32 protein-coding genes and 1 pseudogene are annotated in these 23,464 nt (G+C 53.6%); 6 read left to right on the top strand and 27 right to left on the bottom strand.

The features are described 5' to 3' along the window. Positions 1-33: 33 nt before the first annotated feature. The gene (locus tag AC6CHQ_RS00895) at positions 34-2,094 is read left to right on the top strand and encodes a transglycosylase domain-containing protein (protein ID WP_424236670.1); all 2,061 of its coding nucleotides are present in this window, start codon (positions 34-36) and stop codon (positions 2,092-2,094) included. Positions 2,095-2,371: 277 nt separating this feature from the next. Here AC6CHQ_RS00895 and AC6CHQ_RS00890 read toward each other — a convergent pair whose 3' ends face one another. The 3 genes from AC6CHQ_RS00890 to AC6CHQ_RS00880 are packed head-to-tail and all read right to left on the bottom strand — an operon-like array spanning position 2,372 to position 4,775. Further along, complete coding sequence (locus AC6CHQ_RS00890) at positions 2,372-2,890, bottom strand: YwhD family protein (protein ID WP_092054625.1); 519 nt, start codon at positions 2,888-2,890, stop codon at positions 2,372-2,374. Between the two features lie 60 nt (positions 2,891-2,950). Beyond that, positions 2,951-3,457 (bottom strand): YwgA family protein, encoded by a 507-nt coding sequence (locus tag AC6CHQ_RS00885; RefSeq protein WP_092054627.1) that lies wholly within the window; start codon positions 3,455-3,457, stop codon positions 2,951-2,953. Between the two features lie 19 nt (positions 3,458-3,476). Further along, the gene (locus AC6CHQ_RS00880) at positions 3,477-4,775 is read right to left on the bottom strand and encodes an HD domain-containing protein (protein WP_092054708.1); all 1,299 of its coding nucleotides are present in this window, start codon (positions 4,773-4,775) and stop codon (positions 3,477-3,479) included. Between the two features lie 211 nt (positions 4,776-4,986). On the opposite strand from AC6CHQ_RS00880, the gene AC6CHQ_RS00875 reads away from it, so the two are divergent. Then, on the top strand, positions 4,987-5,616 hold the full coding sequence (locus AC6CHQ_RS00875; protein ID WP_092054630.1) for an RsfA family transcriptional regulator: 630 nt from the start codon (positions 4,987-4,989) through the stop codon (positions 5,614-5,616). Positions 5,617-5,706: 90 nt separating this feature from the next. Here the strand turns inward: AC6CHQ_RS00875 and lipL are convergent, their stop codons facing one another. Continuing rightward, entirely contained in the window at positions 5,707-6,549 is an 843-nt protein-coding gene (lipL, locus tag AC6CHQ_RS00870) for an octanoyl-[GcvH]:protein N-octanoyltransferase (protein WP_285858805.1), read from the bottom strand. A 209-nt stretch (positions 6,550-6,758) separates the two neighbouring features. Here lipL and hemQ point away from each other — a divergent pair, with 209 nt between their 5' ends. Beyond that, positions 6,759-7,511, top strand: coding sequence for a hydrogen peroxide-dependent heme synthase (gene hemQ / locus AC6CHQ_RS00865; protein ID WP_251238973.1), 753 nt, complete (start codon positions 6,759-6,761; stop codon positions 7,509-7,511). Between the two features lie 195 nt (positions 7,512-7,706). Here hemQ and AC6CHQ_RS00860 read toward each other — a convergent pair whose 3' ends face one another. Continuing rightward, positions 7,707-8,564, bottom strand: a complete 858-nt coding sequence (locus AC6CHQ_RS00860; protein WP_498080565.1) for a hypothetical protein — start codon at positions 8,562-8,564, stop codon at positions 7,707-7,709. 84 nt (positions 8,565-8,648) lie between these two features. Here AC6CHQ_RS00860 and AC6CHQ_RS00855 point away from each other — a divergent pair, with 84 nt between their 5' ends. Both AC6CHQ_RS00855 and gerQ read left to right on the top strand, forming a co-directional pair. Then, positions 8,649-9,068, top strand: a complete 420-nt coding sequence (locus tag AC6CHQ_RS00855; protein ID WP_251238971.1) for a cell wall hydrolase — start codon at positions 8,649-8,651, stop codon at positions 9,066-9,068. Between the two features lie 20 nt (positions 9,069-9,088). Beyond that, the gene (gene gerQ / locus AC6CHQ_RS00850; RefSeq protein ID WP_092054642.1) at positions 9,089-9,457 is read left to right on the top strand and encodes a spore coat protein GerQ; all 369 of its coding nucleotides are present in this window, start codon (positions 9,089-9,091) and stop codon (positions 9,455-9,457) included. Between the two features lie 234 nt (positions 9,458-9,691). On the opposite strand, the pseudogene AC6CHQ_RS00845 reads toward gerQ, so the two are convergent. The 17 genes and pseudogenes from AC6CHQ_RS00845 to AC6CHQ_RS00765 form a co-directional block, all read right to left on the bottom strand. Beyond that, a pseudogene (locus AC6CHQ_RS00845) lies at positions 9,692-9,949 on the bottom strand (DUF423 domain-containing protein); the annotation flags it as partial. Positions 9,950-10,150: 201 nt separating this feature from the next. Further along, positions 10,151-10,882 carry a hypothetical protein gene (locus tag AC6CHQ_RS00840; RefSeq protein ID WP_498080564.1) on the bottom strand — a complete coding sequence of 244 codons (732 nt, stop codon included), beginning with the start codon at positions 10,880-10,882 and terminating at the stop codon, positions 10,151-10,153. A gap of 1 nt (position 10,883) precedes the next feature. Further along, positions 10,884-11,351 carry a hypothetical protein gene (locus tag AC6CHQ_RS00835; protein WP_498080563.1) on the bottom strand — a complete coding sequence of 156 codons (468 nt, stop codon included), beginning with the start codon at positions 11,349-11,351 and terminating at the stop codon, positions 10,884-10,886. After that, positions 11,348-11,695 carry a hypothetical protein gene (locus AC6CHQ_RS00830; protein WP_498080562.1) on the bottom strand — a complete coding sequence of 116 codons (348 nt, stop codon included), beginning with the start codon at positions 11,693-11,695 and terminating at the stop codon, positions 11,348-11,350. Before AC6CHQ_RS00830 ends, AC6CHQ_RS00835 begins: the two co-directional genes overlap by 4 nt. Then, positions 11,692-11,817: a hypothetical protein gene (locus tag AC6CHQ_RS00825; protein WP_498080561.1), complete on the bottom strand. Its 126-nt coding sequence runs from the start codon at positions 11,815-11,817 to the stop codon at positions 11,692-11,694. The genes AC6CHQ_RS00830 and AC6CHQ_RS00825 overlap by 4 nt, the downstream gene beginning before the upstream one ends. A gap of 17 nt (positions 11,818-11,834) precedes the next feature. After that, positions 11,835-12,017: a hypothetical protein gene (locus AC6CHQ_RS00820; RefSeq protein WP_498080560.1), complete on the bottom strand. Its 183-nt coding sequence runs from the start codon at positions 12,015-12,017 to the stop codon at positions 11,835-11,837. 117 nt (positions 12,018-12,134) lie between these two features. Further along, positions 12,135-12,509: a cysteine-rich VLP protein gene (locus AC6CHQ_RS00815; RefSeq protein WP_498080559.1), complete on the bottom strand. Its 375-nt coding sequence runs from the start codon at positions 12,507-12,509 to the stop codon at positions 12,135-12,137. Further along, a complete protein-coding gene (locus AC6CHQ_RS00810; RefSeq protein ID WP_498080558.1) occupies positions 12,496-12,690 on the bottom strand; it encodes a hypothetical protein in 195 nt (64 codons plus the stop codon). The genes AC6CHQ_RS00815 and AC6CHQ_RS00810 overlap by 14 nt, the downstream gene beginning before the upstream one ends. Then, complete coding sequence (locus AC6CHQ_RS00805; protein ID WP_498080557.1) at positions 12,674-13,228, bottom strand: HNH endonuclease; 555 nt, start codon at positions 13,226-13,228, stop codon at positions 12,674-12,676. The genes AC6CHQ_RS00810 and AC6CHQ_RS00805 overlap by 17 nt, the downstream gene beginning before the upstream one ends. Before the next feature lie 137 nt (positions 13,229-13,365). Continuing rightward, positions 13,366-13,683, bottom strand: a complete 318-nt coding sequence (locus AC6CHQ_RS00800; RefSeq protein ID WP_498080556.1) for a hypothetical protein — start codon at positions 13,681-13,683, stop codon at positions 13,366-13,368. A gap of 106 nt (positions 13,684-13,789) precedes the next feature. After that, a complete protein-coding gene (locus AC6CHQ_RS00795) occupies positions 13,790-14,011 on the bottom strand; it encodes a helix-turn-helix domain-containing protein (RefSeq protein ID WP_498080555.1) in 222 nt (73 codons plus the stop codon). Positions 14,012-14,111: 100 nt separating this feature from the next. Further along, entirely contained in the window at positions 14,112-14,774 is a 663-nt protein-coding gene (locus AC6CHQ_RS00790; protein ID WP_498080554.1) for a hypothetical protein, read from the bottom strand. Between the two features lie 85 nt (positions 14,775-14,859). Beyond that, complete coding sequence (locus AC6CHQ_RS00785) at positions 14,860-16,281, bottom strand: TOTE conflict system archaeo-eukaryotic primase domain-containing protein (protein ID WP_498080553.1); 1,422 nt, start codon at positions 16,279-16,281, stop codon at positions 14,860-14,862. 3 nt (positions 16,282-16,284) lie between these two features. Then, entirely contained in the window at positions 16,285-16,470 is a 186-nt protein-coding gene (locus AC6CHQ_RS00780) for a DUF5659 domain-containing protein (RefSeq protein ID WP_498080552.1), read from the bottom strand. An 80-nt stretch (positions 16,471-16,550) separates the two neighbouring features. After that, entirely contained in the window at positions 16,551-16,733 is a 183-nt protein-coding gene (locus AC6CHQ_RS00775; RefSeq protein WP_498080551.1) for a hypothetical protein, read from the bottom strand. A gap of 396 nt (positions 16,734-17,129) precedes the next feature. Next, the gene (locus AC6CHQ_RS00770; protein WP_498080550.1) at positions 17,130-17,348 is read right to left on the bottom strand and encodes a hypothetical protein; all 219 of its coding nucleotides are present in this window, start codon (positions 17,346-17,348) and stop codon (positions 17,130-17,132) included. Then, positions 17,332-17,559 carry a hypothetical protein gene (locus tag AC6CHQ_RS00765; RefSeq protein ID WP_498080549.1) on the bottom strand — a complete coding sequence of 76 codons (228 nt, stop codon included), beginning with the start codon at positions 17,557-17,559 and terminating at the stop codon, positions 17,332-17,334. The genes AC6CHQ_RS00770 and AC6CHQ_RS00765 overlap by 17 nt, the downstream gene beginning before the upstream one ends. A 161-nt stretch (positions 17,560-17,720) precedes the next feature. Here AC6CHQ_RS00765 and AC6CHQ_RS00760 point away from each other — a divergent pair, with 161 nt between their 5' ends. Continuing rightward, entirely contained in the window at positions 17,721-18,041 is a 321-nt protein-coding gene (locus AC6CHQ_RS00760) for a helix-turn-helix domain-containing protein (protein ID WP_498080548.1), read from the top strand. A 599-nt stretch (positions 18,042-18,640) separates the two neighbouring features. On the opposite strand, the gene AC6CHQ_RS00755 is transcribed toward AC6CHQ_RS00760, so the two are convergent. The 5 genes from AC6CHQ_RS00755 to AC6CHQ_RS00735 form a co-directional block, all read right to left on the bottom strand. After that, positions 18,641-19,081, bottom strand: coding sequence for a hypothetical protein (locus AC6CHQ_RS00755; protein WP_498080547.1), 441 nt, complete (start codon positions 19,079-19,081; stop codon positions 18,641-18,643). A gap of 1,705 nt (positions 19,082-20,786) precedes the next feature. Next, on the bottom strand, positions 20,787-21,545 hold the full coding sequence (locus AC6CHQ_RS00750; RefSeq protein ID WP_498080546.1) for a helix-turn-helix domain-containing protein: 759 nt from the start codon (positions 21,543-21,545) through the stop codon (positions 20,787-20,789). 135 nt (positions 21,546-21,680) lie between these two features. Then, on the bottom strand, positions 21,681-22,652 hold the full coding sequence (locus AC6CHQ_RS00745) for a tyrosine-type recombinase/integrase (protein ID WP_498080545.1): 972 nt from the start codon (positions 22,650-22,652) through the stop codon (positions 21,681-21,683). A 106-nt stretch (positions 22,653-22,758) separates the two neighbouring features. Continuing rightward, positions 22,759-23,136 carry a DUF423 domain-containing protein gene (locus tag AC6CHQ_RS00740; RefSeq protein ID WP_251238952.1) on the bottom strand — a complete coding sequence of 126 codons (378 nt, stop codon included), beginning with the start codon at positions 23,134-23,136 and terminating at the stop codon, positions 22,759-22,761. Positions 23,137-23,158: 22 nt separating this feature from the next. Next, positions 23,159-23,422, bottom strand: a complete 264-nt coding sequence (locus AC6CHQ_RS00735; RefSeq protein WP_092054647.1) for a YwdI family protein — start codon at positions 23,420-23,422, stop codon at positions 23,159-23,161. Positions 23,423-23,464: the final 42 nt, after the last annotated feature.

The following is a 23,464-nucleotide window of genomic DNA, read 5'->3' as shown; positions in this document are numbered from 1 at the left end:
CTTGCGAAAAAGCGACGGAAAGGCGGGAACGCGGTGAAACGGTCCCATTTCAAACGGAAGCGGAAAAGGCGGACGCTCATGAAGCGGCTGCTGCTTTTAACCCTGAGCTTCAGCGTGGCCGGGCTGATCATGTACGGTGCGCTCCTCATCTATATCCATTCAGCCGGCCCCCCTTCCCTGAAGGTGCCGAACGCAACCGTCTTCCTCGACCGCAATGGCGATCCGATCGGTGACCGGCATTCGGGAGAGCGGCGCTACTGGACCAAGCTTGACGACATGTCCCCGTTTCTTTCCGATGCATTCGTCGCTGTCGAGGACAAGGACTTTTACGAGCATAAGGGATTCGACTATTCAAGGATTGCCGCTGCTGTTCTGAAGGACGTCAAATCGTTCCGCAAGGCGGAAGGCGCAAGTACGATTACCCAGCAGTATGCCCGCAATCTGTTCCTGACCCATCAGAAAACATGGACCCGGAAAATCAATGAGGCGGTCTATGCCAGGCGGATCGAGACCTTCTACGACAAAGATACGATCCTCGAAGGATATCTGAATACCGTCTATTTCGGCCACGGCATGTACGGGGCGGAAGCGGCCAGCCAATTTTTCTTCGGCAAGGAAGTGAAGGACCTGACTCTGGCGGAAGCGACATTGCTTGCAGCCGTGCCAAAGGGACCGTCCGTCTATTCTCCCGTCGATCATCCGGACGCTGCGGCGGACCGCCAGAAAATCATCCTTAGCGCCATGGTCCGTGAAGGATATGTGACGCGCGACCAGGCCGACCATGCCCTCAATCAGAGAGTCGCCCTGAAGCACGACCAGTGGGACACCGGAAATAAAGTCGCCCCGTATTTCCTCGACGAGGTGTGGCGGGAAGCAGAAAAACTCCTGAAGGAAGAGGGCCGCGACATCGCGGAGGGCGGCTGGACAATCCGGACGACGCTCGACCCGTTCCATCAGAAAACAGCCGAGGCCGCAGCAGGAAAATGGATGCCCGACAACGAGCTTCAGTTCGGGTTCGTCACGATGGAGCCGGAAAGCGGACATGTCACTTCGTTGATCGGGGGCCGTGATTATGCCGCGAGTCCCTTTAACCGGGTTACTCAGGCGGAGCGGCAGTCCGGCTCGGCGATGAAACCGGTCCTATATGCGGCAGCGCTTGAACAGGGATTCACGCCGCTCACCTTCCTGAAAAGTGAACCGACAGTTTTTACATTTGATGATGGCAGGCAGGAATACGAGCCGCAGAATGTCAACGGCAAGTTCGCGGAACGGCCGATCTCCCTTGCTCAGGCGCTCGCGATTTCGGATAACATCTTTGCCGTCAAGACGCTTGAGGAAATCGGCTACAAGCCTTTTAAGGACATGGCTGCACGCCTCGGAATTACCGGTAACTTCGTCGATGCACCTGCCACCGCGCTCGGCACAACGGAAGTCACCCTTTACGAGATGACAGGGGCCTACAACCGGATCGCGTCCGGGGGCAAACGTGTCATCCCGACGACCATCCTGTCCATTACTGATGCCGCAGGTGAAACCGTCTACCGGAGCAGTCAGGAGGAAAAAGAGAGGGACGTGATGGATCCGGCGGATGCCTATGTCCTCACACAGATGATGACCGGCATGTTCGATCCTGTTTTTAGCGACTACACCCCGGCTACAGGACTGTCAATACGTCCCGGACAAACGAGGCCCTATGCGGCGAAATCCGGGACGACCCTGTCCGACCAGTACCTGATCGGCTATTCCCCCACGCTCACTGCCGGTATCTGGGCCGGCTTTGATGAAGGCAGCCGTCTCACGGAAAACAGTGACAAGATGGCAGCGAAAAAGATGTGGATCGAGTTCATGGAAGGGGCACACGCCGGACTTCCGCCCGAATCGTTCAGCCAGCCTGAGGGCGTCACTGGAGTCATTGTCGACGTCGAGACTGGCGGGCTTGCTGTCGACGGTTGCGGGAAGCAGCGGCTCGTTTACCTTAAAGAACGGAATGTGCCACGGAAACTCTGCACTGACCCCGCCCTCCGCCAGGAACGTTCAAAGGATACAAAAGACGGCGGCCCGGTACGGCTGTTCCCGTTCTCATTCTTTGATTGAGGTTTAGGGGCTCCGTCATTAAGTGAGACGTTAACATACTGCAGTGAAACGTTGACATACCATCTAAAATGTCTGTCCCCCTAATTTAAGGCAACAAAAAACCAGCCCCGCCTCCAAATAGGAAGCGGGGCTGGTTGTGTGCACCGTTAGCTAGACGGCACACTGTCCTAGCTTGTATTCAGCAAGCGTTATACCAAGTTTACTCCGTTTTCCGGAGCGGTTCAACCGGCGGCGCCCCCGCCGGCGAAACTGTCAAAGATCGTTCATATTTAGGGAATCATCCGGATATGCCAAGCGCCTCCTGCAGCTCGGTGCTCCGCTCCCACAATTCAGGGTTCTCTCCTTGAAGAAACTCGGCAAGCACCTTTTTCGAGCGGTCGTCCATCTTGTCGACGATGACATGGCGCTTCAGCGCCTTGTCCAGAAGATTGACGTGCTCAGGCAGATTCTTATAGCCGCGCCGCTTTTCCCGGTTGACGACCATCTCGGCAGCCGTGACCCCGGCAAAGTAAGGGCCTTCTTCCTTGTAGTCGATCGCAACCCAGATAAGCCAGTATGGCTTGCCGCCTTCGGAATCTTCCCGATTCGGGGTGAACTTGACGCCCCGTTCCGTCTTGCTCCGGGCATGCAGCGCACCGATTTCAATCTGAGCAAGCTCTTCCTCCACATCGATGATGATGGGAGACACGTTCTCAAGCGAAATCGAGCCGATGCCGAACCCTTTGTGACCGGCAGTCGGGTTGTCGCGGATGATCGTAAACTCCATCTTCGGTTTTGGTTTTTCTCCGTTAGCCATGATGCTATCCCCCCTTCCCTGCATTATAGCCAATCCGCCGGCCGTGTTAAAACCGGCGGCTCATTGACGGATACAGCCCGCTAGCTCCCCGATAAAGGAAAAGGCCTCATCCATCTCGGCATCCGTAAAGTTCAGCTTGTTTTTGACAATATGTACTTTTGCGATCTGCTCTTCCCGCGGAAGGTGATCAAAATAAAGCAGAGTGGAGACGAGTTCCAGGAAACGTGAGCTTCTTTCCTTCATCCGGCCGATGCATTCGCCAAGCTTATCCGGAACTTCTTCTGCATCCCCGATGAAATCACGGCCTTCACCGGTCACGCTGTAGCTGTACTGCACATAAGAACCCTTGTCTTCACTGTTTTCCGCGAGAAAGCCCATCTCGCAAAGCTCCTCAATTCTGAGTGTCAGCTCTTCCGAATAAGGTCCGTAGAAGTGGAGCTGGTACTTTTCCTGGAACGGGAAATTCATCTTTTTGGCGATGTAGACCATTTTCTGCAGCTTCTTCCGCCCGGTTACACCGTCAGCCAGCGAAATGAACTGCACGACTTTTGCATGTTCCTGAAGCATCAAAAATGCCCTCCCTATTCTATGTGTTCAAGATGCTTAGGATTTGTTGCCTGAGCATTTTTTTCTTTTTGCCTTCCGTGAGCATGTCCTCCGGAAAATAGAGTTTGTGATCCGTCCGCCGCTTGCCGGATATTGCGTCAACGATATCTGATTCCCTGGACAGTTCCCGCAGCTCCCCGTCCCGCATAAGCAGGTGGATCGGCAGGCGCTCCTCTTCCTCGCCAGGACGATAGAAATCATACGGCAGGTCAGAGGACGAATCGACAACGAGATAATATTCCGGGTCGATCCCGGCTTTCCGGAACAGCCCTTCCAGTTCGCCGAGTTTCCTGTATTCCTTGGCCGGGTTGAAATCGATGTACTGGAACAGCCGTCGGTTAACAAACCGGTCACACAGGTCGGACAGGATCTCGTCGTCTTCCAGAATCCAAGTTTCAAAATAAGTCATCAGGATGTATTCATCCAGCGCAATATAATCCTTGAGATCGAACGTCTTGTCGAAGAACGACTTGAAGTGTACGGGTTCCTGCTTGAACCTATACCCTTCTTCGCTCAAAACTTTCGCCCTCTGCAAAATTTTAACGAGAATCACTTCTGCCGAGCGGGATACCGGGTGAAAATAAACTTGCCAGTACATCTGGTACCGGCTCATGATATAGTCCTCCACCGCGTGCATGCCGCTTTGCTTGATGACGGCCTGCTCCTCGGACGGGCGCATGACGCGCAAGATCCGCTCCATATCGAAGTGGCCATAGCTGACCCCTGTGAAATAGGCATCCCTCTGCAGATAATCCATCCGGTCGGCATCAATCTGACTTGAGATCAGGCTGACGACCAGCTTGTCCGGATAAGTTTTCCCGATGACGTCCGCCACTTTCCGCGGGAAATCCTCGCTGACCCGGCTGAGCACCGCATTCACATCCGTATCTCCAAGCAGGATTCTTTGCGTGAACTGCTCGTGATCCAAATCGAACACCTTCTCGAATGCATGGGAAAACGGCCCATGCCCGAGGTCATGGAGCAGTGCCGCACACAACGTCACAAGGCGCTCCGAATCATTCCACTGCGGACGCCCGCTAAAGCTGTCATCGATGATGCGGCGGACAATTTCATAGACGCCGAGCGAATGGTTGAATCGGCTGTGCTCTGCCCCGTGAAATACGAGGTAGGTTGTGCCAAGCTGATGGATGCGGCGCAGCCGCTGAAACTCCCTGGTCGCGATCAGATCCCAGATCACCTGGTCCCTCACATGGATGTAGCGGTGAACCGGATCTTTGAACACTTTTTCTTCACTTAATTTTTGTATGGCATAGTCCATCATCTGGCACCTCCCGGAAACAGTGGGTCCTTCCAGTATACCCTGTCCGGCACCTGTTTGGAACGGTCTCCGGTCTCCTTCCCCCTCCTAATATCAAATCCGAAAAGATGCGCATTCTCCGACATTTCCAAATGGAACGGTATAAAATGCGGAGCGGCGGTGCACACTGACACCAGGCAAACAGACTATGAAGATGGCAGGAGGTACACAAATGGTGAAAGTCAGACAGGATGCCTGGGTAGAAGAGAACGACCGGTTGCTTGCGGAAACGGTCCTTCGCCATGTGCGCGAAGGAAGCACGCAGCTTAACGCGTTCGAAGAAGCCGGTGACGCAATGAACCGGACAGCCGCGGCATGTGGTTTCCGCTGGAACGCGGTCGTCCGGAAAGAATACGAGAAAGAACTCTCTGAAGCGAAAAAGGAACGCAAGGCAAACCTGAAGGCAATGGGCAAAGATTTCAGACGCAAGAATTCCGGACTCTATGTCGTACCGGATGGTGCGGAAGGCGAAGGACGCGCGGCCATCCGGCTGTCGAACCTCTCGCTGGATGTCGTGATCGCCTACCTGATGCGTCTCCAGCATACGAATCTCGCGGATCAGGAGACAATGAAGTGGAAGCACACAGCGGAAGCGGCTGAGCGGCGCGTCAATGAGCTCGAGAATGAAGTTTCCCGGCTTGCCAAAGAAAATGACGAAATCCGAGATGACTATGAACAGTTTGTCCAAATCATGAACCGTGCACGCAAACTTGTAGCGTTCGAAGAAGATGAAAATGCGACCAGCTTCCGTATGGAGCAAAATGGGAACCTCGTGAATAGCGAGGAACAGCAGGCACACTGATGGCCGGCGTCTCCATAAAGAAACGGCAAGGACACCAGCGCCTGGTTCAGGCGGCGGAGTCCTTGCCGTTTCTTTGTTATTCTGCCAGGTTCACATGCCCTCCAGCAGTTTGGCATTCCGTTCGACGACCCGTTTCAGATACTTTGCATACAGGTCAAGTTCCTCTCCTTCGGGCAGGCTGTCGCGGACGTCACCCGACAGCGCATGGAGCAGCCGGCGAACACGGCTGTTCAGCTCGGGAACGGTGATCGGCACGCCGAGCAGTTCGGTGAGGGATGCCATGACGTCCGGCCGGATAGCCGGGTATACAAACTTCGTTTTTTCGCCCTTTAGTCCGGCATCATACATTTCACCGATAAGCCGGGCTCGCTCGGACCCGCTTCCTTCCACGCAGAGATAAATCTGTACGGCGATGCCGCCGCGGAGCCTGCGCTGGGAGATGCCGGCGAATTTCCTGCCGCCGATGCTCAGGTCGTACGAGCCGGGGCAATATGAGCCGACGATCTCGTAAGCCTCGATCCTATCTGCCGCTTCGGGCAGCAGCAGCCGGACAAACTCGAGCATGACTTCGTAGCCTGCCGGGATATCGATCGCCCGGTCTTTTTCCGACAGCGCGATCGTAATGTTCAGGACGCCATTGTCCAGGACAACGGCAAGCCCGCCCGAATTGCGGACAATCGGCCGCCATCCGTTGAGCCGCAACAGTTCAGTCGCGTCTTCGATATACGGCAGTCGGTGATCCTGGATGCCCAGGACGACGGTGCGGTCATGGACCCATGTGCGTACCGCCGGAAGACTTTTCAGCTGGCCGACGACGTGGCAAAGCATGTCGTCCATGGCGAATGATTCAAGGGCAGAGCGGCCGAGCCCGCTCACCGATTGGTCGATGAACCGCCAGGCGGGCTGGCGGAGTAGGTTAAGCAATTGTTCCATAATGATGTCTCCCATTTATCTGGTCTGTCCGCCCGGATTCATTCTTAAAGGCGGTATCGGTTTGATTTCCATTGTCAAGTTTACACAAGTTGAGGCAAAACGGAAAACGGAGGCTTTTTCACAAAACAGTGACAGAGGTACTTGCGCACGGACCCGGCCCGTCTTCTGTGATAGACTAAAACCATATGATCCCAAAGGAGTGTTCCCACATGAACGAAGCTGCAATCACACTGGACGGCTGGTATGTTCTCCATGACTTCCGTACGATGGACTGGGCAACGTGGAAAGCCGTTCCTGCAGAAGAACGGAAAGCGGCAACCGATGAATTCATCACTTTCCTCGACAAGCTCCAGACAGCCGATAATGAAAAGACCGGCAGCCATGCCTTCTATACAATCGTCGGCCAGAAGGCGGACTTCATGCTCATGACCCTTCGCCCGACGATGGACGAGCTCCAGCAGCTTGAGGCAGAGTTCAACAAACTCGCTATTGCAGACTACACGATCCCGACGTATTCCTACGTATCTGTAGTTGAGCTGTCCAACTACCTGGCTAAGGAGTCCAATGAAGATCCTTACCAGAACCCATACGTCCGCGGCCGCCTTTATCCGGAACTTCCGCGCTCCCAGTATGTCTGCTTCTACCCGATGGACAAAAAGCGCGAAGGCGATGACAACTGGTACATGCTCGATATGGACCGCCGCCGTGAACTGATGAGAAGCCACGGACTGATCGGCCGCAGCTACGCAGGCAAGGTCAAGCAAATCATCTCCGGCTCGGTCGGTTTTGACGATTATGAATGGGGCGTCACGCTCTTCTCGGACGACGTGCTCCAGTTCAAGAAGCTCGTCTATGAAATGCGATTTGACGAAGTAAGCGCACGCTACGGCGTCTTCGGCTCGTTCTACGTCGGCACCATCCTCCAGGGCGACGAGCGCGGCTCCTTCTTCGATGTCCAATAATGCACGATGAACTGCCCGGCGGCCACTTTGGCCGCCGGGCATTTTTGTCGGGATCCGTGATCGAGACTGCTAAAGTACACCTAAGCCCGTCGAAAGTACACCAAGGACCGCCGAGAGTACACCATTACATCGCGAAAGTACACCAAGGCCCACCGAAAGTACACTAAGGCAGAAATCCATCTGACCCAAGGCATATCAGCGTTTCAAGTAATCCATGAATTCTTCTTCAAGCGTCATGGTGTCCCAGTCGGTAAGGGCGGCATCCATGCCTCGGAGTTCAGCGCGGTGCTCCATAAAGCCGTCGGCTATATAGTAGCCAAGACGGCTATGGCCACTCCGCGAGCCGCCGGACAGGCGGAACCACTCCTTGTCCTTTTCCGCGCTCCAGGTTCCCCTCATGTCATTCATAAATTCTTCGTGCAGCCTTCTTTTGTTCCCCATATAAAAGCCGTAGCCTTCTTCGCCGAGTGCTCCGAAAGAGATGTAATCCGGTCTGCCTCTCCCGGGGACGGCCAGTTTGGACAGGTAAATGGCGCCGCCTTCAGAAACCAGCGTGACAAGCGGATGGTTCCATTGGACATCCTGCCACCAATCATCGCCGGCGGTCCCGGCGCTCATCCGGAATTGAATGATATGCCCCATTTCGTGTGCGGCGACAAGGCGGAGGTCGTCCGGCTCGGGTGACAGCATCTCAAGTGCGTAGAATATTTCGTTCTTTTTCTCACCTGCGACAAATGCACTCGATCCGAATGCACCGGCGAACAGATGATGGTCGACATCCGCGTCGATTCCGGTCAGGCCACGGTAAAGCTCCCTTGTGTTATCAATTTCCTCAGGAAGCCGCTGGCCGGCAAGTGAAATGTCTTCGGCCTTAGCCGGATACTGTTCGATCGCCCGGATCAGCCGCTCGTCCGTCTTCGGACAATAGTCCGGGAAGTACACCCCGAAAACTTCCGGATATCTCCTGAAATAATCCTCCAATCCATCCCTTGTCATTAAATCGCCTCTGTCCAGCCTCTCCATGAACTCATAGACCGTATTATTGATTGCCAATGGAATTCTCCTCCCGTCCAAATCTGCATATATGGAATGTACCCCCGTGTCCCCTCATATAGTCATTAGCGAGGGGGGCAGACGATGGCAGTTGTACGAGCAACTGAAAAAGAAGTGCAGCTGCTGGCGCGGCTGATGCGCGCCGAAGCAGAGGGAGAAGGAAATCTCGGAATGCTGATGGTCGGAAACGTCGGAGTCAACAGGGTCCGCGGCGACTGTTTGGATTTCGGGAACATCCGGACCATTCAGCAGATGGTCTTCCAGCGGCCAGGTGGTTTCGAAGCGACAACGAAAGGCTACTTCTATCAGCGCGCCCGCGAACAGGACATACGCCTGGCCCGCCGGGTCATCAACGGGGAACGGTTCCACCCGGCGACCCGCTCGCTCTGGTTCTTCATGCCGGAGGGCGACTGCCCCGCGCAGTGGTGGAACCAGTGGAACACCGGTCGTTTCAAGTCGCACTGCTTTTATTCGCCGTCAGAAAGTGATTGCCCGACAGTTTAATCGAAGAAAGGTGGAAACCCATGGTCCAATATTATTGGAACCCGAACATGCGGCCGGTGCCGATGCAGCCGGTCCAGCAGCCCCAGCAACAAATGGTCCCTCCGCAGGTGACACTGCCGACGGGCCGCCCGCCCCAGGGCGAGGAATCCTATATTGAGAATATTCTCCGTCTCAACCGCGGACAGCCCGGCACGTTCCATTTCTCGTTCGAGCATGGGGATCGGCAGGCCACAACGAAGGTTGTGCGCGGATTCGTGGAGGCGGCCGGGCGGGATCACGCCATCATCAGGGAAGCACGCACCGATCACCGCTTCCTGTTCCCGATGATCTACTTTGACTACGCGGAGTTCGACGAAGAGCTCAACTACTTCGACCAGGCACCGAGATAATATGAAAGAGCCATCCGCGGCGGATGGCTCTTTTGAGTGTGCACAGTGATGGGACATGGCGCAATGGGAGTCGGCTTGGATTATGTAACGCCCACTTGGGGCAACGGCATCCCGTTTGGAGTAATGACATTTCAATTGGAGTAACAGCGCCCCAATTGGAGTAACGCGTTGCCTTCGCCCCAGATAACGTTAAAAGCCGGGCGCCACATGACCATGGTGCCCGGCTTTTACAATTTAACCGACATGCTTGGCGACTGCGATGATCAGCATAATCCAGCCGGCGATAAAGGCAACGCCGCCGATCGGTGTGATGGCGCCGAGGATGCCGATCTGCGTTAGTGCAAGCACATAGAGGCTTCCCGAGAAGATGACGATACCCGCCAGCAGCAGCCAGCCTGCCCAGTTCAGCTGGGACACAGCACCAAGGAGTGCCTGGCTCTGAAGAATGCCGATGAGAATGAGGCCGAGTGCATGGTACATCTGATAGCGAATTAAACACGTATTTAGTTAAAGCCTTGCGGCTACTGCGTTTACAGAATAGATAGCGATATAATACCGCATTACGCCTAATTGGTACGCTTTAGGCGATTATAGCACACGGCCGACGACGCGCCAATATTTCGTTATGTATAAAAAAAGGGGCGACGCAATCCCGCGAAGGAATGCCCGCCCGTTAATTCGTTAATCACCGCTTCATCGTTTAGGCGGCGTGTAATAATGCGCTGGGTGTGCTTCTCGTAATACTTTAAACTGTCGATATTCAAAGTCCGGCGATAGTTTCCAAAGTTGATCCGCCGCCTGCCCCGCTGCCAATTCTGGCGCGTTCCGCATCTGTGCGACTTTCAGCACGTCCGACATATCGGCGCCTTCCGCTAATACGTTGCGCAGGTTCAATAGATGCGGCTGTACGGCTGCCCTCGCGCCGTCTTGCAAGCGTCCGATATCCGCGGCAAGCTCACGCAGGATGCCCGCCTGCCTGTCTTTGTACGGTGTCGCCGCCAGCCTTAGCGCGTATCTATTCGCTAACTGCTCACCGATTGCACGATCTGAATCGGACACTTGAACGGTGAATGCTGCCGCCGATTGTCGCGCTTGCTCCTCGATTTCAGCGCGTGCTGCCGTCCATTCTTCGGCGATCTGACCGATTTCTTCGTCCAATTGCTCACGGAGTTTGCGCAGTTCATACGCCTTAACCTCGTCAGTATGAATCGGATTATCGGATTTTTTTATCTTCGCTTCTTCTTTTCGGAATCGCGCCATTGCTGCCGCGGTCTTTTGTTCCGCTTGCTTATACGCGGGAAGATCCATAACCAGGCCCACGCCCTCCGCTTCCGCTTTTGCGGCTTCCTCCGGTGTTTTCGCCATCAATTCGCCCGCGTTGTCCCCACTCGTAAAGAATACAAATTCGCTGTTTTTGTTCGTCATATTAGTTGCGCCCCTTTCGGCGGAAAAGTCCGCCCGTCTGTTTTTTGTTCGATTTCTTGCGAATTTCCTGCATGATGCCCGGCGCTGACAATTTCAGACTGAAAGCAGCTTTCTTCGCTTCGTCCACGTCCGCGAATGTATCAACATCGAACCATTCCAGCACCTTCTCGACTGCCTGCGCATCTTGTCTAAATGCTCGCTCACTGTCTCCGCTAAAGAACGCCCGCACGATCGCTTCGCGCTTTGCTTGCGCTTCATGTTCCGCGATAACCGCAGCTTGCTCCGCCTTTAGCTTGTCTAGCTCCTGCCGCACCTTTTCAAATTCGGCTTTATAGTCGGTCGCGTTCTGCTCGCCTTCCTCCGCTGCCTTCTCGACCGCTGCCGCCGTTTCTTGTTTTGCCTTGCGTAGCTCCTGCGCAATCCGTTCGTTTAACTCCGCTTGCGTAAATGTCTGCTTTTCTTCGTTCATGGTTGATCGCTCCCCTTTTCGTTTGTATATGCCCGCGTACATAGCACGTTCAATGTCGCGCTGTTCCGCAGCCCGTTCTTTTGCCGGTATTCGATCCGGCTGTAACGCCTTTTATCCGGCATGGTAGCAGTCCAATCGTTCGTCCATACTTCCGCAATCTCCCCCGGCTTCAATAGCGACATAATCACGCGGCTGTAATCGCGGTATAGCTCCGCCCGGCTCGCCTTGCCCGCGTATCGGTAGCCACGCAATACATAACGCCCGCCGCGTTCCTCAACGAAGGCATAAGCGCGGGCGCCGTCTTCCAGTCGTCGCATTGTCCGCACAAGAAAGAGCCGCTTCATCGCCGGACGCGCCGCCGGATCTCCTGCGCCTTTTCCTCGCCGATGATGTCCGCAATCGTAACAGCCAAGCCTGCCGCCTTCTTGCGTGGCTTGCGTCTTTGCTTTCGCTTCTGCTCGCTCATTCTGTCGCCCCCTTGCGTCATTGATCCGCCGACGTTAGCCGCCGGGCGGTTTCTCTGCGTCCCTTCCGCCGCTTTGCTTGCGGCTTATCCTCATCCTCGTCTTGCGGCTTTAGTAGCTCGTCCAGCCACTTTTTATTGTCATGCGGGCTTTTGCGCCGTTTCCTGTCCGATTTCGGGCGTAGTTCTTCCCATCTGCTCAATGCATCCGCCCTCCTTTCGTTAGCATTTAGAACGCCATTTTTGCGGTTCATGAGTATTTGTTCATGGTCAAAATTAAAACGCCTGTAATCAAGCGCCAGGGCGTTTAAACGCTATATTTAATGCCCTAAATGCTCACTTTTCCCTCGTCTGTACGTCGCGTTATAGTCTAATTGCTTTCGTCTTCGCCGCCTGTTTGCGCAATCCGGGCATCGTTGCTGGCGGTTGCTGGTTTTAATGTACGGTTCGCGGCACTCGATACACTCCGCCATTCCCGCCGCATTCTTGCCGCGTCTCGCGTTGTAATGCGATTCAATGACAGGATCACCCGGCAAAACTGCACGCTCGGCGTATAAGCAACGCTTACCGATATCGAAGAAAAGCGGACATAGGCGCAAACCGCTCTCCGTCGTTTCAAGGTGACAAAGCCCATCGCGGTCATAGTTCGCGCAGTTGGCCGCAATGTATGCGCTGATTTTCTTATCGGGTTTCATTCGCGCCCGCCCCGCCTTCATCGCGCAAATACCGGCGCAAGCCCAGCGCGTCAATGTCGGCATCGTCCATCTCTCGCAAGCAGTAGACCGTCACCCATGAACCACTCGGCAAGTCCGGACGGTTTGGCGGTGGTGGCGCCGGTCGCTGCCGGTAAATGCCTGGCTTATCCGTCTTTTTCATTTCGCGCCCCCTCGTATCCTTCGTTTAGCTCGTCGATAATGACGTTATGGTCTACGCCGCGCCGCGTAGCCATCCGGTAGATAACGCCCATAATCTCGCGGCGATCGGCGCGTCCTTTCGTTTCAACCCAGCGGAGCAAGTTGCGGTTAGACTTCGATTTATTGCAGGTTTCGCAGACTGCGGCTAAATTCGAGAAGGTATTCGGCCCACCTTTCGCCAGTGGATGAATATGCTCGACGGTTAGCGGCTTGCCCTCTGTGCCGCAATATTGGCAGCCGGTGGCGGTGGACATCAAAAAGAAAATATCCATCATTTCGAGGTTGTCCGGCACACCGTATTTACGCGCGTTCTTCCTCGCCGTCTGGAATTGTGACGCCATCCGTCCGCGGTCTGTCCGAATGTATGCCGCCATACGCTCGCGGGCATCGGCACTATCACAAGCCCGGCACCAGCTACGACCCTTGCCATTGCCGTAAAACTCCGTTGTGTCCTTCGTGATTTTGCATTTTGAGCAGGTTTTAACGTCTACTTGCGTCATGCCGCCTCACCGCCCGTCTGCTGGCGAATGAACGCTTGCAGGGCGTCAGCTTCCATAAGGATCGCATCCATTAACTCGGTCATCTTTTCTGTTAGCTCGTTTAGTTCGATTGTCATTTTCGATTCTCTCCGTTTCGTTTAGTCGTTTTGTTCTGCGTATTTAATTTCGAGTTCTATTCCGTGTTCTTCGATCGTGTCTAAAAGCATCGTTAGCAGCGTTCCATGCGTCGCGGCTTTCCGTTCGTATTCATCCGCAAGCCCTTTACTGTTCGTTGTAACGACGACGCGGGCGCCCGGTACCTTGCGAAGTTGGATAATAAGCGACTTATACGCCGGGTAGATCCCGTTACTGTCGCGGTATATAGTCCGCTTTGGCTCGCCGTCGATCGTCATATTGACCGTATAGGCGCGGTCGCCGTCGCGGATAAGTTCTTGCGTGATTTCGATTGTCTGCATTCTTTCGGCTCCTTTTCGCTTGCATTCCGATGGGTTGCATAGTATGATTTAGATGGGTTAATACGTTTTATTTTCATTGTAAAAATAAAAAAGAAGAAGCCGCCCGTTATTCGGCTTTGTTATCCGGCATCCCGGCGTATTGTTCGCAGAACGCGTGAAAACCTTCCGTTTCGGGCAGGTTACGCGCATAGGCTCCGCGGACTTCTGGCGATACATAGCGCTTGCCGTTTTCCGCCGTGGATATTGTGCCAGTACTTAGCCCCGTTACTTTCGCGGCTTCTTTAACGGTCATCCCGTAGTAAAGGCGTAGGAGTTTATAATAGTTCATATTCCGTTCCCCCTTTTCATTCATTTAATAGGTTTTAAAAAATGGCGGCTTCACTCCGCCCCTACTTATATAGCAGAAAAATCCGCTTAATTATGCGATTTTAAGAAACTTTTTTAGAAATATTCCGCTTTGCATCGGCTTTCTTACGGCATTTATCGCTACAATAAACTTCGCGCCGGTCGTTCGCATAAAATGCGGCGAAACATTCACGGCACTCTTTCGCGTTCTGTGCCTTTAGCTTTCGCAATGCCTGCCGCACCTCGCCCGGCTCTTTGCCGTATTGCCGCGCAATGCGGACGCTGTGACGCTTTAAATCGCCTTGTAAGCGCATGATTGCCGCGATAAGGTCATCGGTCGTTATGGCGTCCGGTTCCGGCGTGTAGGCGCGCAGGCTGGCGCTGTTAAGCGATATTGTGCCGATCGGTTGCGCCGGTTCGCTGTCCGGGTCGCGGTCATATATGCGAACCTCCGTAAACTTGCGGTCATTCGCTTTAATGTCGATATGGCGCATGGTATAGGCGGGGGCTTCCTCCGCCTTTTCTGCTACGGTTTGACCGCGCAGCAGGTAATCGGCGATAATTTCCGCAATCGGGCGGCGGGGCTTGTCTCTGAAGTAGTCCGGGTGGTAGGCTTTGCGCGTCATTAGGTCGATTCCCTCCGCGTACAGTTCCTCGGTGAACGCGTTGGCGGCGCTCATTCGATCGGATGCGGCGGCGTGCCAAAAGTCGTTAATGCGGGTTTGTAGGTTGTCGGTGGCTTTCATTTTCGGTGGTTCCCCCTCGTGTTTTGTAGGTTTTCGGACTGAATATCATAATATATAGCTAATGACGTAGAATAACGGCACAACGTTAAGCACGCTTCCAACGGCTATCGAACTCCCAGCGACTGATAACGCGCTTAAGCTCTGATTGATCGCAAAGCATATGCGCGACTTCCATCATTGATTTATCGGGCTTTACGGTGACAGACTTCTCATCTGCGGCCGGCTTGTCAATTAGCAGGCTGTAAAGATTCGGCTTATGAACCGGCCGCCCTAATTCATGGCTGCGCGCCTTGTCCACTTCCGCTTTGCGTCGGTATTCCATGAATCCAACCGCGACCAACTTTTTAATTCCGTTGTTAACCGTGTCTCTCGATTTCGTACCTAGCATTTCCATTGCGGTATTCATCGTTAAATAGAAAACGTCGCCGAACCGTTTAGACGCAACCAGCATCGCATAAGCTAATTGCTTCTGCCGGAACGTGCCGACGCCTAGCACCGCCAAAATCTCGGATTTATAAATCGTTATTTCCTTGTCCGCGTTCCCCAGCGTGTAGCCCTTGCGGTAAGCGTCGTAAACTAAGCGCTCTGTTTCCTTGCGCCAATGTTCCGGCGTGCTTTTCTTGCCGAAGAACTCGCGCGGCGTATTAAGCAAAACGTCCATTATCTGCTCGATTGCGTCCGCTTCATCGACGCCCTGCGAATAAAAGAACTTCGCTAGCAAATGCGTTGTATCGTTCCGCGTGCCGCTTGCCGTCAATCTCCCCGCCTTCAATATCCGCGCAGCCTTCCGCATTGATTGCGTCGCCGTGACGGTCGTCTTGCTAACGTCGGTACGCTTTACAATCTCGCGGAACTCCGCTTCTTGCTCCGGCGTTAATTCGATTGCGCCGTCCACGATCAACGCGGCATCCATCGGCTCCACTGCGTTTAGATAGTCGTATGACTTAATCGGCGCGAACGTTTCATTATCGACGAACCAGCAGCGGCGCCCAGTCTTTTGGTGTTTGCCCAGCGGCAACTTAACGCCTTGCGTCCATGTCGGGCGGAACTCTACTTTATTCGGCGGTAGCTCCGCGGCGTTGATTACGTTCTGATAAAACCTGCGCGCGGTTTCGACTGCCAGCGGCTTATCGAAGAATAAATCGATATGATAGCCCTTGCCGCCGCTTTCGCTTACGTGAATATTGGCTCGTGCGATATGAAAATCGTTTATGATTACGTCGATCAGCTTTGCAGCAGCCCAGCGCGCCATTGGCATATCGTCCGCATAATCCACGTCGAACGTAATAAACTTATTTGCGTTGCCAGCGCTAAAGATTCCGTAAGTCGTGCCGCCGCTTAGGTGTAGCGCAAGCATCCCGTCGTTAAGCGTCCATACTCGATCACTATTGGCGCGGTCGAGCGTGATATAGCTATCCGCTGTCTGTACAAGGTACTTGCGGCGCGTTGTGATATAAAGCTCGTTTAGTTTTGCGATTGCTTGGGCGTTTTGCTTCGGTGGCGTCAATCGTCATTTCCCCTCTCGTTTATAATTCGGCTTCTGCGGTATGCTCGCCATTGCCGCGGCCAGCTCCGGCGTGTCCTCAAATATGAAAACGACATTGCCCGCGAATTTATGCGACGTTTCAATATCGACGACGTGGAAACCTTGCGCCAGCAGATACTTAGCGACGCGGAAACTTAAAATACATTTCATCGCTCTATCAATCTCCTTGTAGGTTTTCGGACTGAATATCATAATATATAGCTTGTAACGTAACTAACGCGGGTCTGCCGTCATGCGTAGTAAGTAGACGGATCATAGTTGCGTAGCTCGTCCGTGATATCTGCATCATTCGGAAATACGTAGATAATGCGGCCTTCGTATCGTTCGCTCGGCATCTGCGCGATTAGGTTATAGCCCTTGCGCATCAAGTCGCAGGCGACCGGCTCACTTATGATTAGCTGATATTTTTCCATCGGCGGTTATCCTCCTTCAGCGGTTTTTGTCCGTGACTGCTGCGGCGGTTAACTGGCGGGAAATGCGCCCCTACTCTAAACCGTAGTTTTGCGGGCGGTTTTTGCGACATAGTACCGGTGATTATTTCCCGTCCTAATATAGAAGGGGACGGTCGCGCCGCGATTTGTAACATGGTTCACCTCCTTTTAATGTCGAAACCGTTTAGAATATTGCAAGACGGCAAAATAAAAAGCGGAACCGTGCGGATGGCTCCCATATATACGCCCGTATGACAGCAAAATGCTCCCTCACTTATATAGATACATCCGCGCCCCTATACCGACTAACGCGACGCTGAATAAAGTTTGACCATCGTTGACTATTGCGCCAACAATCCGCCCGGCACCGCTTGTCCATCAGTCTGAATTGCCGTTTAACCGAATCGGCGCGCCCTGCGTTGCTCTTGCGCCGCCATACGCCCGCAGCAGCGTCATTGCCGAGTCCAGCCCGTATGCTTCCGATTCATCGCCGCGCTCTTTAGCGATTGCCTGCGCGTCCTCTAGTGCCGCCATAGCCTGCGCCATGTAGTCCTTCATATTGCCGCCACCCCTTCCGTGTTTAATTGACGCGTCCAACGATCCGCCTTGATTGACGCGTCCATACGTCCGCCTTGATTGTGCGCCATGTGTCCGTGCTGATTGCGACTGTGCCGTTTACTGCTCGCGGATGAATGCCGGCCAGGTCGCGGAATAAGTCGCCCCGGACGTTCAGAACCGCGCCCCCTGCGAATGTGCGAACGTTGAAGTAGCCGACGATTGTGCGATTGAATGATACGTAGATTTCCATTATTGCGCCCCCTATTTTCGATTTTGTATCGTTTATCCGATACATTAATTAAAGTGTAACGCATAACCGATACATCCGTCAACACTTTTTACGGAAAAATATCGTAAATCCGTTACAGTCGGTTATAATGTTAATACGACACGAAAAAGGCAGGCGATATTATGAAGGGTCAAGACGCAATAAAAGCGCTCTACGACGGGCATCAAGAGCCGCCGGAGCGCATGGTAATCGTTCTTAAATTCCGCGAAGCCATCGAGCAACGCGGTATATCGCAGCGCGCAGTCGCGGAAATGACCGGATTGCGACCAAATGCCGTTAACACATTGGCGCAAGGGCGCGTTAAGATTGAACGGCTTTCTCTGGATCATGTCGAGCGGATTGCTACCGCGTTAGGCATCGAAGACTTAACGGAACTAATCGAGCTTATGCCGGAAGGTGAAGCGCGCCAATACGAATACGGGCGCAAAGACGACGATAACTAAACGCATGAAAGGGCGGCCGGCCTGCGGTAATTAAACCGTAAGCCAGCCGCCCTTTTGCGTGCGCAGTCCTAAATGTGTCAACGTCGACACATTTGCCGATATTTCGCGACGTCTCGAAATTTGCGCTCACTTCACATTGTGGAAAGTTTTCCACTAAGTCCGACCGCTCTCCTTGCCACAGCCTTCCTTCCGTTGATCCAATGTTGGATCGTCGGCGTTCTGTGCTAACGTAGCTTCGCGCCTTGCCGATTCCGGCTTTCTTCGCGAGGACTTCGTTTGTTCTTCCGGTCTTACCCTGATCCAAATTCGGGTCAGGGTTCTTCACTCCGGATACCTCCCGACCGTCCAAATTTGGACACTCGGTATTTCCGCTGTTTCTCCGGATACCTCTATCGCCCTCTCCAAATCTGGAGTACCTTCGTCCAATCCTCCTTTACCCCCCCTCCAAATCTGGAGTAGGGTTTAACGGCTCCGATACGGAAAATTTTCCTACACGGGACGCGGACGGACTTATTGCCAGATTCGGAAAAAGGTTCAAACGCATATAGAACTCGCAAAGAAAGCGGCGGCAATGACCAACGCCGCTTTCTGTCCGGGCTTTAGGTCGTCGTACCGTCCGCGAGTGTGTGCGGCTGGTCGCGTTGTTCGGGCGGGAGGGTTGCGATGTGATAGAGCGCGTCCAGACCCCGTTGAGTAGACGTCAACTCACTCCGTCCGATTTCGTAGAGGGCTGCGACACCCAAACCGTGCAACGTTGCACGTTTTGATCCGCCCAGCTCCAGACGTGGTGACGTCACCACATTTCCTAAACCGGTGTACGTGCAACGATTTGATCCGACTTGTCGTGACGTCACGACATTTGAACCGCCGCCGATATGCGAAACTGATTTCGCATTTGCTTCGCCGATATTGTGCCACGTGGCATATTGCGTCCCGGGACGTGTTTTGATACGCAATCCTAAACCGTGGTACGTGCCACGTTTTGAATCGTCCAAATCACGATACGTGTCGCGTTTTACTTCGCCCAAATCACGAATCAATTCGTGTTTTCCTTCCTCCGATATCGTTCTTCGCCGATATTTGCGTTCGAACGCAAATTTGAATCCGCCAATTCATCCGCAATCCTAAACCGGTGTACGTGCCAACCTTCCGCGCCCCCTAACGTCGATTCTAACGCCATTTTTGCGGGGGCTGGCTGGCGTTCTAAGGCGCTCTGATGCGCAAGATGACCGATAGCCCCGGATGCGCTGAAACTGCGTTCTTAATGCGTAACGCTGCGCAAGCTAACAATGCGCAATTGTATGTTTTTGAACCGAATATCATAATATAACGATATAGGCGCAGGCAGGGCGACCCGATAGCGTGCACATATACGCCTATACCCTTTAAGGGAAGACGCAAGAAACCGCATAAGGACGGGCTTTGTCGGCTACTGCGTGCACATTTGTTGTGCCGATAGTTGGCGGATTCGTAGAATCAGACAACAAAGCTCTTAAAGATAGTCCTCAAATGCTAACGCATTTTCGGACGGTCTGCGCAAGATAAAACGCGATTACATACTAACGACATGGCGCGGGCAGGGCGAACCTCAAAGCGTTTAGATATTGCGCGATTTTAAGACGGCATGAAACGACTTTATTGCGTTGGCGATTTCGGATAAATGGCCGAATGATTGCGAAGCCCAAAGCGTTTTATAATTTCGCGATTTTAAGGCGGGCCAAAACGATTTCATAGTTCCCGCGCATCGGATCGGGCAGGACGCGGAGCTGGCGCAGGGAGACCGCCCCCCATTCGCGCGACTACCCGAGTTTAAAATCCGCCGGGAAATTTTCGCAGGCTTGCGCTTTAACGCCCCGAGTTCGATTTTTGTAAGCTATGTTCCGTAGTCAGACAAGACCGCGCCATCAACCGGTAGCCCCCGGCTTTCTTGCGTGAGCCTTGCGCAATGTATAACGTATGCAGTCGTAGCTTCCGAACATCGATATTATGTATACTAAAATATTCGCCAAAAGCCCGCCGTTATGCGGTTCTTGCCTTCCGCTTCACTGTTTGCGTTATACACCGTTTATGCAGTCGCTATAAACCGCGGTGCTATGCGCTTCCTGACCGTTGGTATTTTATGACATACGCAAGCAGTACGGCGAGTTATACACCGTTTATGCAGTCGCAGGCAGGCGATTCAAAGCGTTAGCCACCCCGCGCGCAGGCGCCGCAATGCCGGTCGTTTGACGTACTATGACGCAATGGTAATCGCCATTCTTTCTTATATTGCGCCCACTATCCGCTAATACGTCAAAGCGCGCTAAGAGTCCGATAGAGTCCGACGCAATGTAAAGCGTTGACAAGGGCGCGCGCGGCAAGCCATCGGCTGATAAATCGGAAGTAATCGGCGGCTAAAACTCCGCTGTACTATGCGCAATCATAATCGCCCTTCCTGCGTTCCTTCATATAATGCCGATAATTGCGGTCGGTTAAGTCGGAATCATAGCGCTATGACCCCGTGAGTTCCGGAAGGCGTCCGCCATGAGCGCCGAAGCCGGTAAATTCGCGTTTGACATTAATCGGACTCTAACCGCATGAATTCCGCCCTACGTTGCGCAATGTAACGCCGTAATATACGAACTTTAACGCTTTACTTCATTAAAGTATTCGTTTTCTATTCGTAAGCCTATTGCGCAACATTGCGGAGCCAGCCGCAAATAATCCCGAAAATGAAATCGCTAATCCGAAAATCGTCCCGGAAATCTATTGCGCTAAAGCGTCGGCGAATAAGCCGCGGATATGCAGCGCCTTTGTAGTCCGTTGTATAGCAGCGTATAGCACGGCGTCGAGACTGCGCACCTTGCCGCGTTTGAACGCAGACATGACGCCTGCTATCGCTTGCCTGAACGCGTCCTCATACGCTTCTATACGTAGGTCGGCGCTTACGCTTGCTTTAGCGCGATAAACAACGCCCACGGCGCGGTATAGGGCGTCTGCATCGTTGAAGAACGGCGCGAGTGCATGGCGCAGGACTGCCGGCAGGTGTGCGGCCAGACCGTCCTTAATAATCGCCTGCTTGCGCTCCTTGCGCGGCTTCTCCGTATCCCTTGTAATCTGTTTATCTCTCGGCTTATATTGCGGTTTCTTTGGCGTAACATTCCCGGTGTCACATTCCGGCGTAACAACGTTGAACACAATCGCATTAGACGATTGACGACGGTCGCCCGTGGCGCGCTTTAACGCGTGCTGTACGATGAAGCCAGCCGCCTGTAACTGCTTGCAGGCGCGTATAACCGTCATACGGCTGACGCCCAGCTCGTCCGCTATCTTTGCTTTGCTGCGGAAGCTAACGCCCGGATACTTCGCGGAATAGCGCGCCAGCACGTCAAACACGCGGCGGGCTGCCGGTGTAAGCTCGCGGAAGGCGTCCGACGATCGCATAGCGGATAGACTGCGGTTAAGTTCTTCGACGGATTGAAACGGCTGTAATTCGCGGTAAGTGTCAACGGTGTTTAATCGCATTGTAAGGCGCTCCCTTTTGCGCCATGACCTCCGCCCTTGAATTACGGCAAGATATGCGATAAAATTAACGTTGTCGAGGCGTCGTGTTATCGCTCTTTTGGGGGCGGTGGCATGGCGTTTTTTTATTTGCGGTGCTTAATCAATGCCGCGCTCTATGGCGGCGTCTAAGTCGTGCGAATAGATCGCGACATAGCGCTTTAATATCTCTAAATTCGAGTGACCCATTAACGCTTGCACGGTGAACACGTCAACGCCCGCCATTAACTTGTTTTTGGCGAAGGTTCGACGGAACACGTGCGGGCTTACTTGTATTTCTTTTCGCAGACCGGCCAGCTCGCCGTATTTCAGTACGCGCTGTTGTATATTGCGCCGTGAAAGCCGTCTACCTTGCGCAGTAACGAAAAGGGCGTCAATGTCCGGCTGGATGCCCCGCACGTCTAAATAAACCGTTAGAAGCGCTTTAAGCCGGTTTGTCAGCGGCAGGCGGCGCGCTATGCCGTTCTTCGTCCGCTGGATATGCAGCGAGCTTTCCGCAAGTTTCACGTCCTGCACATTCAGCGCGTTTAATTCCGTTAATCGGATGCCGGTATCTGCGAACATGGTCAGTATTGTTAGGTCGCGCAAGCCCTCGAATGTGTCCGGCTGCGGTACGGATAGCAGGCGCTTTAACTGCGATTTATTGAACGTAGCGCCCACCTGCTGGCGCTCCTTCATCCGCTTTACGTCGTCGGTCGGATTGCGCTTTATCCACTTCTTGCGTTCGCAGTAATTGAAGAAGGCGCGCATAGCCCGGATGTTTAAGTTAATCGTCGAATTCTGATAGCCCCGCGCCATTAGATCGCGTATGAATCCCTCGAAGTGTTCGGCCGTGATGCCGCGGATGTTTGCGCTGTTGATTTCGTGTAATAGTAGGTAGTCGCGGAATAGTTGAAACCTTGCGCCGTACATATCGAGCGTGTCGGGCGACAATCCGCGCATCTTGCAATAATCGAGAAACTTATCCGCCGCTTCATCGAATGACGGCGGTTTTGTTGATTGCGGGGCTTGTCCGGTGACTTTATTAACCGCGGCGAGTATCTCGGGAGTGACCGTTAGCTTTTTAGGCAACGCAAAAAACCCCTTCCGGCTACAAATTGCGTAACCAAAAGAGGTAGATGCGTGTTACTATATCGCCTATTTTCTGTAAGAACAATAACGCGCAGTGTGAACCGCTTTAAACGTGTTTAACCGCTGCGATGATCAGCATAATCCAGCCGGCGATAAAGGCAACGCCGCCGATCGGTGTGATGGCGCCGAGGATGCCGATCTGCGTTAGTGCAAGCACATAGAGGCTTCCCGAGAAGATGACGATACCCGCCAGCAGCAGCCAGCCTGCCCAGTTCAGCTGGGACACAGCACCAAGGAGTGCCTGGCTCTGAAGAATGCCGATGAGAATGAGGCCGAGTGCATGGTACATCTGATACCTGGCCGCTGTTTCCCAAATGGCGATGTAATGGTCCGAGACTTTCCCTTCGAGACCGTGGGCACCGAATGCACCTGTCCCGACCGAGATCATAGCGTTCACCGCACCTGCTATCAAAAAGAATTTCACTCTGTTCCCCTTCTTTCAGCCATTAAAAATCGAAGATGGAATCGCCGTTTGCGCCGTCCTCTTCACGCTTGGGGACGGCAGGACGAATAGCCTGCTGATCTGCCGGCGCAGCAAGCGGGACAGGCTTCACTTCGGGCATCCTGCTCTGTGGCCGGCTGCCGAGTGCCGCTTCGGACAATGCGCGAATGGCTGCAAGCGACTCCCTCTGCGAGGCCGGATCGCCTGCATTTTTGGCGGCCCGCAGATGGCGCTCCATCTCTTCGAGGATCCGTTCAATCGGAATCATTCGATCCCCTCCATTCCGTTAAAAGTGTATCATATAACGCTT

Source organism: Bhargavaea sp. GQ12 (genome assembly GCF_059758705.1).
The sequence above is the reverse complement of the archived record's forward strand: the minus strand, read 5'-3'. Positions and strand labels throughout refer to the sequence as shown.

Coding starts and splice junctions, on each gene's coding strand:
- AC6CHQ_RS00890 (WP_092054625.1), bottom strand. CDS start 2,890: ATGGCTAACGGAGAAAAACCAAAACCGAAGATGGAGTTTACGATCATC.
- AC6CHQ_RS00885 (WP_092054627.1), bottom strand. CDS start 3,457: ATGCTTCAGGAACATGCAAAAGTCGTGCAGTTCATTTCGCTGGCTGAC.
- AC6CHQ_RS00880 (WP_092054708.1), bottom strand. CDS start 4,775: ATGGACTATGCCATACAAAAATTAAGTGAAGAAAAAGTGTTCAAAGAT.
- AC6CHQ_RS00875 (WP_092054630.1), top strand. CDS start 4,987: ATGGTGAAAGTCAGACAGGATGCCTGGGTAGAAGAGAACGACCGGTTG.
- lipL (WP_285858805.1), bottom strand. CDS start 6,549: ATGGAACAATTGCTTAACCTACTCCGCCAGCCCGCCTGGCGGTTCATC.
- hemQ (WP_251238973.1), top strand. CDS start 6,759: ATGAACGAAGCTGCAATCACACTGGACGGCTGGTATGTTCTCCATGAC.
- AC6CHQ_RS00855 (WP_251238971.1), top strand. CDS start 8,649: ATGGCAGTTGTACGAGCAACTGAAAAAGAAGTGCAGCTGCTGGCGCGG.
- gerQ (WP_092054642.1), top strand. CDS start 9,089: ATGGTCCAATATTATTGGAACCCGAACATGCGGCCGGTGCCGATGCAG.
- AC6CHQ_RS00840 (WP_498080564.1), bottom strand. CDS start 10,882: ATGACGAACAAAAACAGCGAATTTGTATTCTTTACGAGTGGGGACAAC.
- AC6CHQ_RS00835 (WP_498080563.1), bottom strand. CDS start 11,351: ATGAACGAAGAAAAGCAGACATTTACGCAAGCGGAGTTAAACGAACGG.
- AC6CHQ_RS00830 (WP_498080562.1), bottom strand. CDS start 11,695: ATGAAGCGGCTCTTTCTTGTGCGGACAATGCGACGACTGGAAGACGGC.
- AC6CHQ_RS00825 (WP_498080561.1), bottom strand. CDS start 11,817: ATGAGCGAGCAGAAGCGAAAGCAAAGACGCAAGCCACGCAAGAAGGCG.
- AC6CHQ_RS00815 (WP_498080559.1), bottom strand. CDS start 12,509: ATGAAACCCGATAAGAAAATCAGCGCATACATTGCGGCCAACTGCGCG.
- AC6CHQ_RS00810 (WP_498080558.1), bottom strand. CDS start 12,690: ATGAAAAAGACGGATAAGCCAGGCATTTACCGGCAGCGACCGGCGCCA.
- AC6CHQ_RS00805 (WP_498080557.1), bottom strand. CDS start 13,228: ATGACGCAAGTAGACGTTAAAACCTGCTCAAAATGCAAAATCACGAAG.
- AC6CHQ_RS00800 (WP_498080556.1), bottom strand. CDS start 13,683: ATGCAGACAATCGAAATCACGCAAGAACTTATCCGCGACGGCGACCGC.
- AC6CHQ_RS00795 (WP_498080555.1), bottom strand. CDS start 14,011: ATGAACTATTATAAACTCCTACGCCTTTACTACGGGATGACCGTTAAA.
- AC6CHQ_RS00790 (WP_498080554.1), bottom strand. CDS start 14,774: ATGAAAGCCACCGACAACCTACAAACCCGCATTAACGACTTTTGGCAC.
- AC6CHQ_RS00780 (WP_498080552.1), bottom strand. CDS start 16,470: ATGAAATGTATTTTAAGTTTCCGCGTCGCTAAGTATCTGCTGGCGCAA.
- AC6CHQ_RS00775 (WP_498080551.1), bottom strand. CDS start 16,733: ATGGAAAAATATCAGCTAATCATAAGTGAGCCGGTCGCCTGCGACTTG.
- AC6CHQ_RS00765 (WP_498080549.1), bottom strand. CDS start 17,559: ATGGAAATCTACGTATCATTCAATCGCACAATCGTCGGCTACTTCAAC.
- AC6CHQ_RS00760 (WP_498080548.1), top strand. CDS start 17,721: ATGAAGGGTCAAGACGCAATAAAAGCGCTCTACGACGGGCATCAAGAG.
- AC6CHQ_RS00750 (WP_498080546.1), bottom strand. CDS start 21,545: ATGCGATTAAACACCGTTGACACTTACCGCGAATTACAGCCGTTTCAA.
- AC6CHQ_RS00735 (WP_092054647.1), bottom strand. CDS start 23,422: ATGATTCCGATTGAACGGATCCTCGAAGAGATGGAGCGCCATCTGCGG.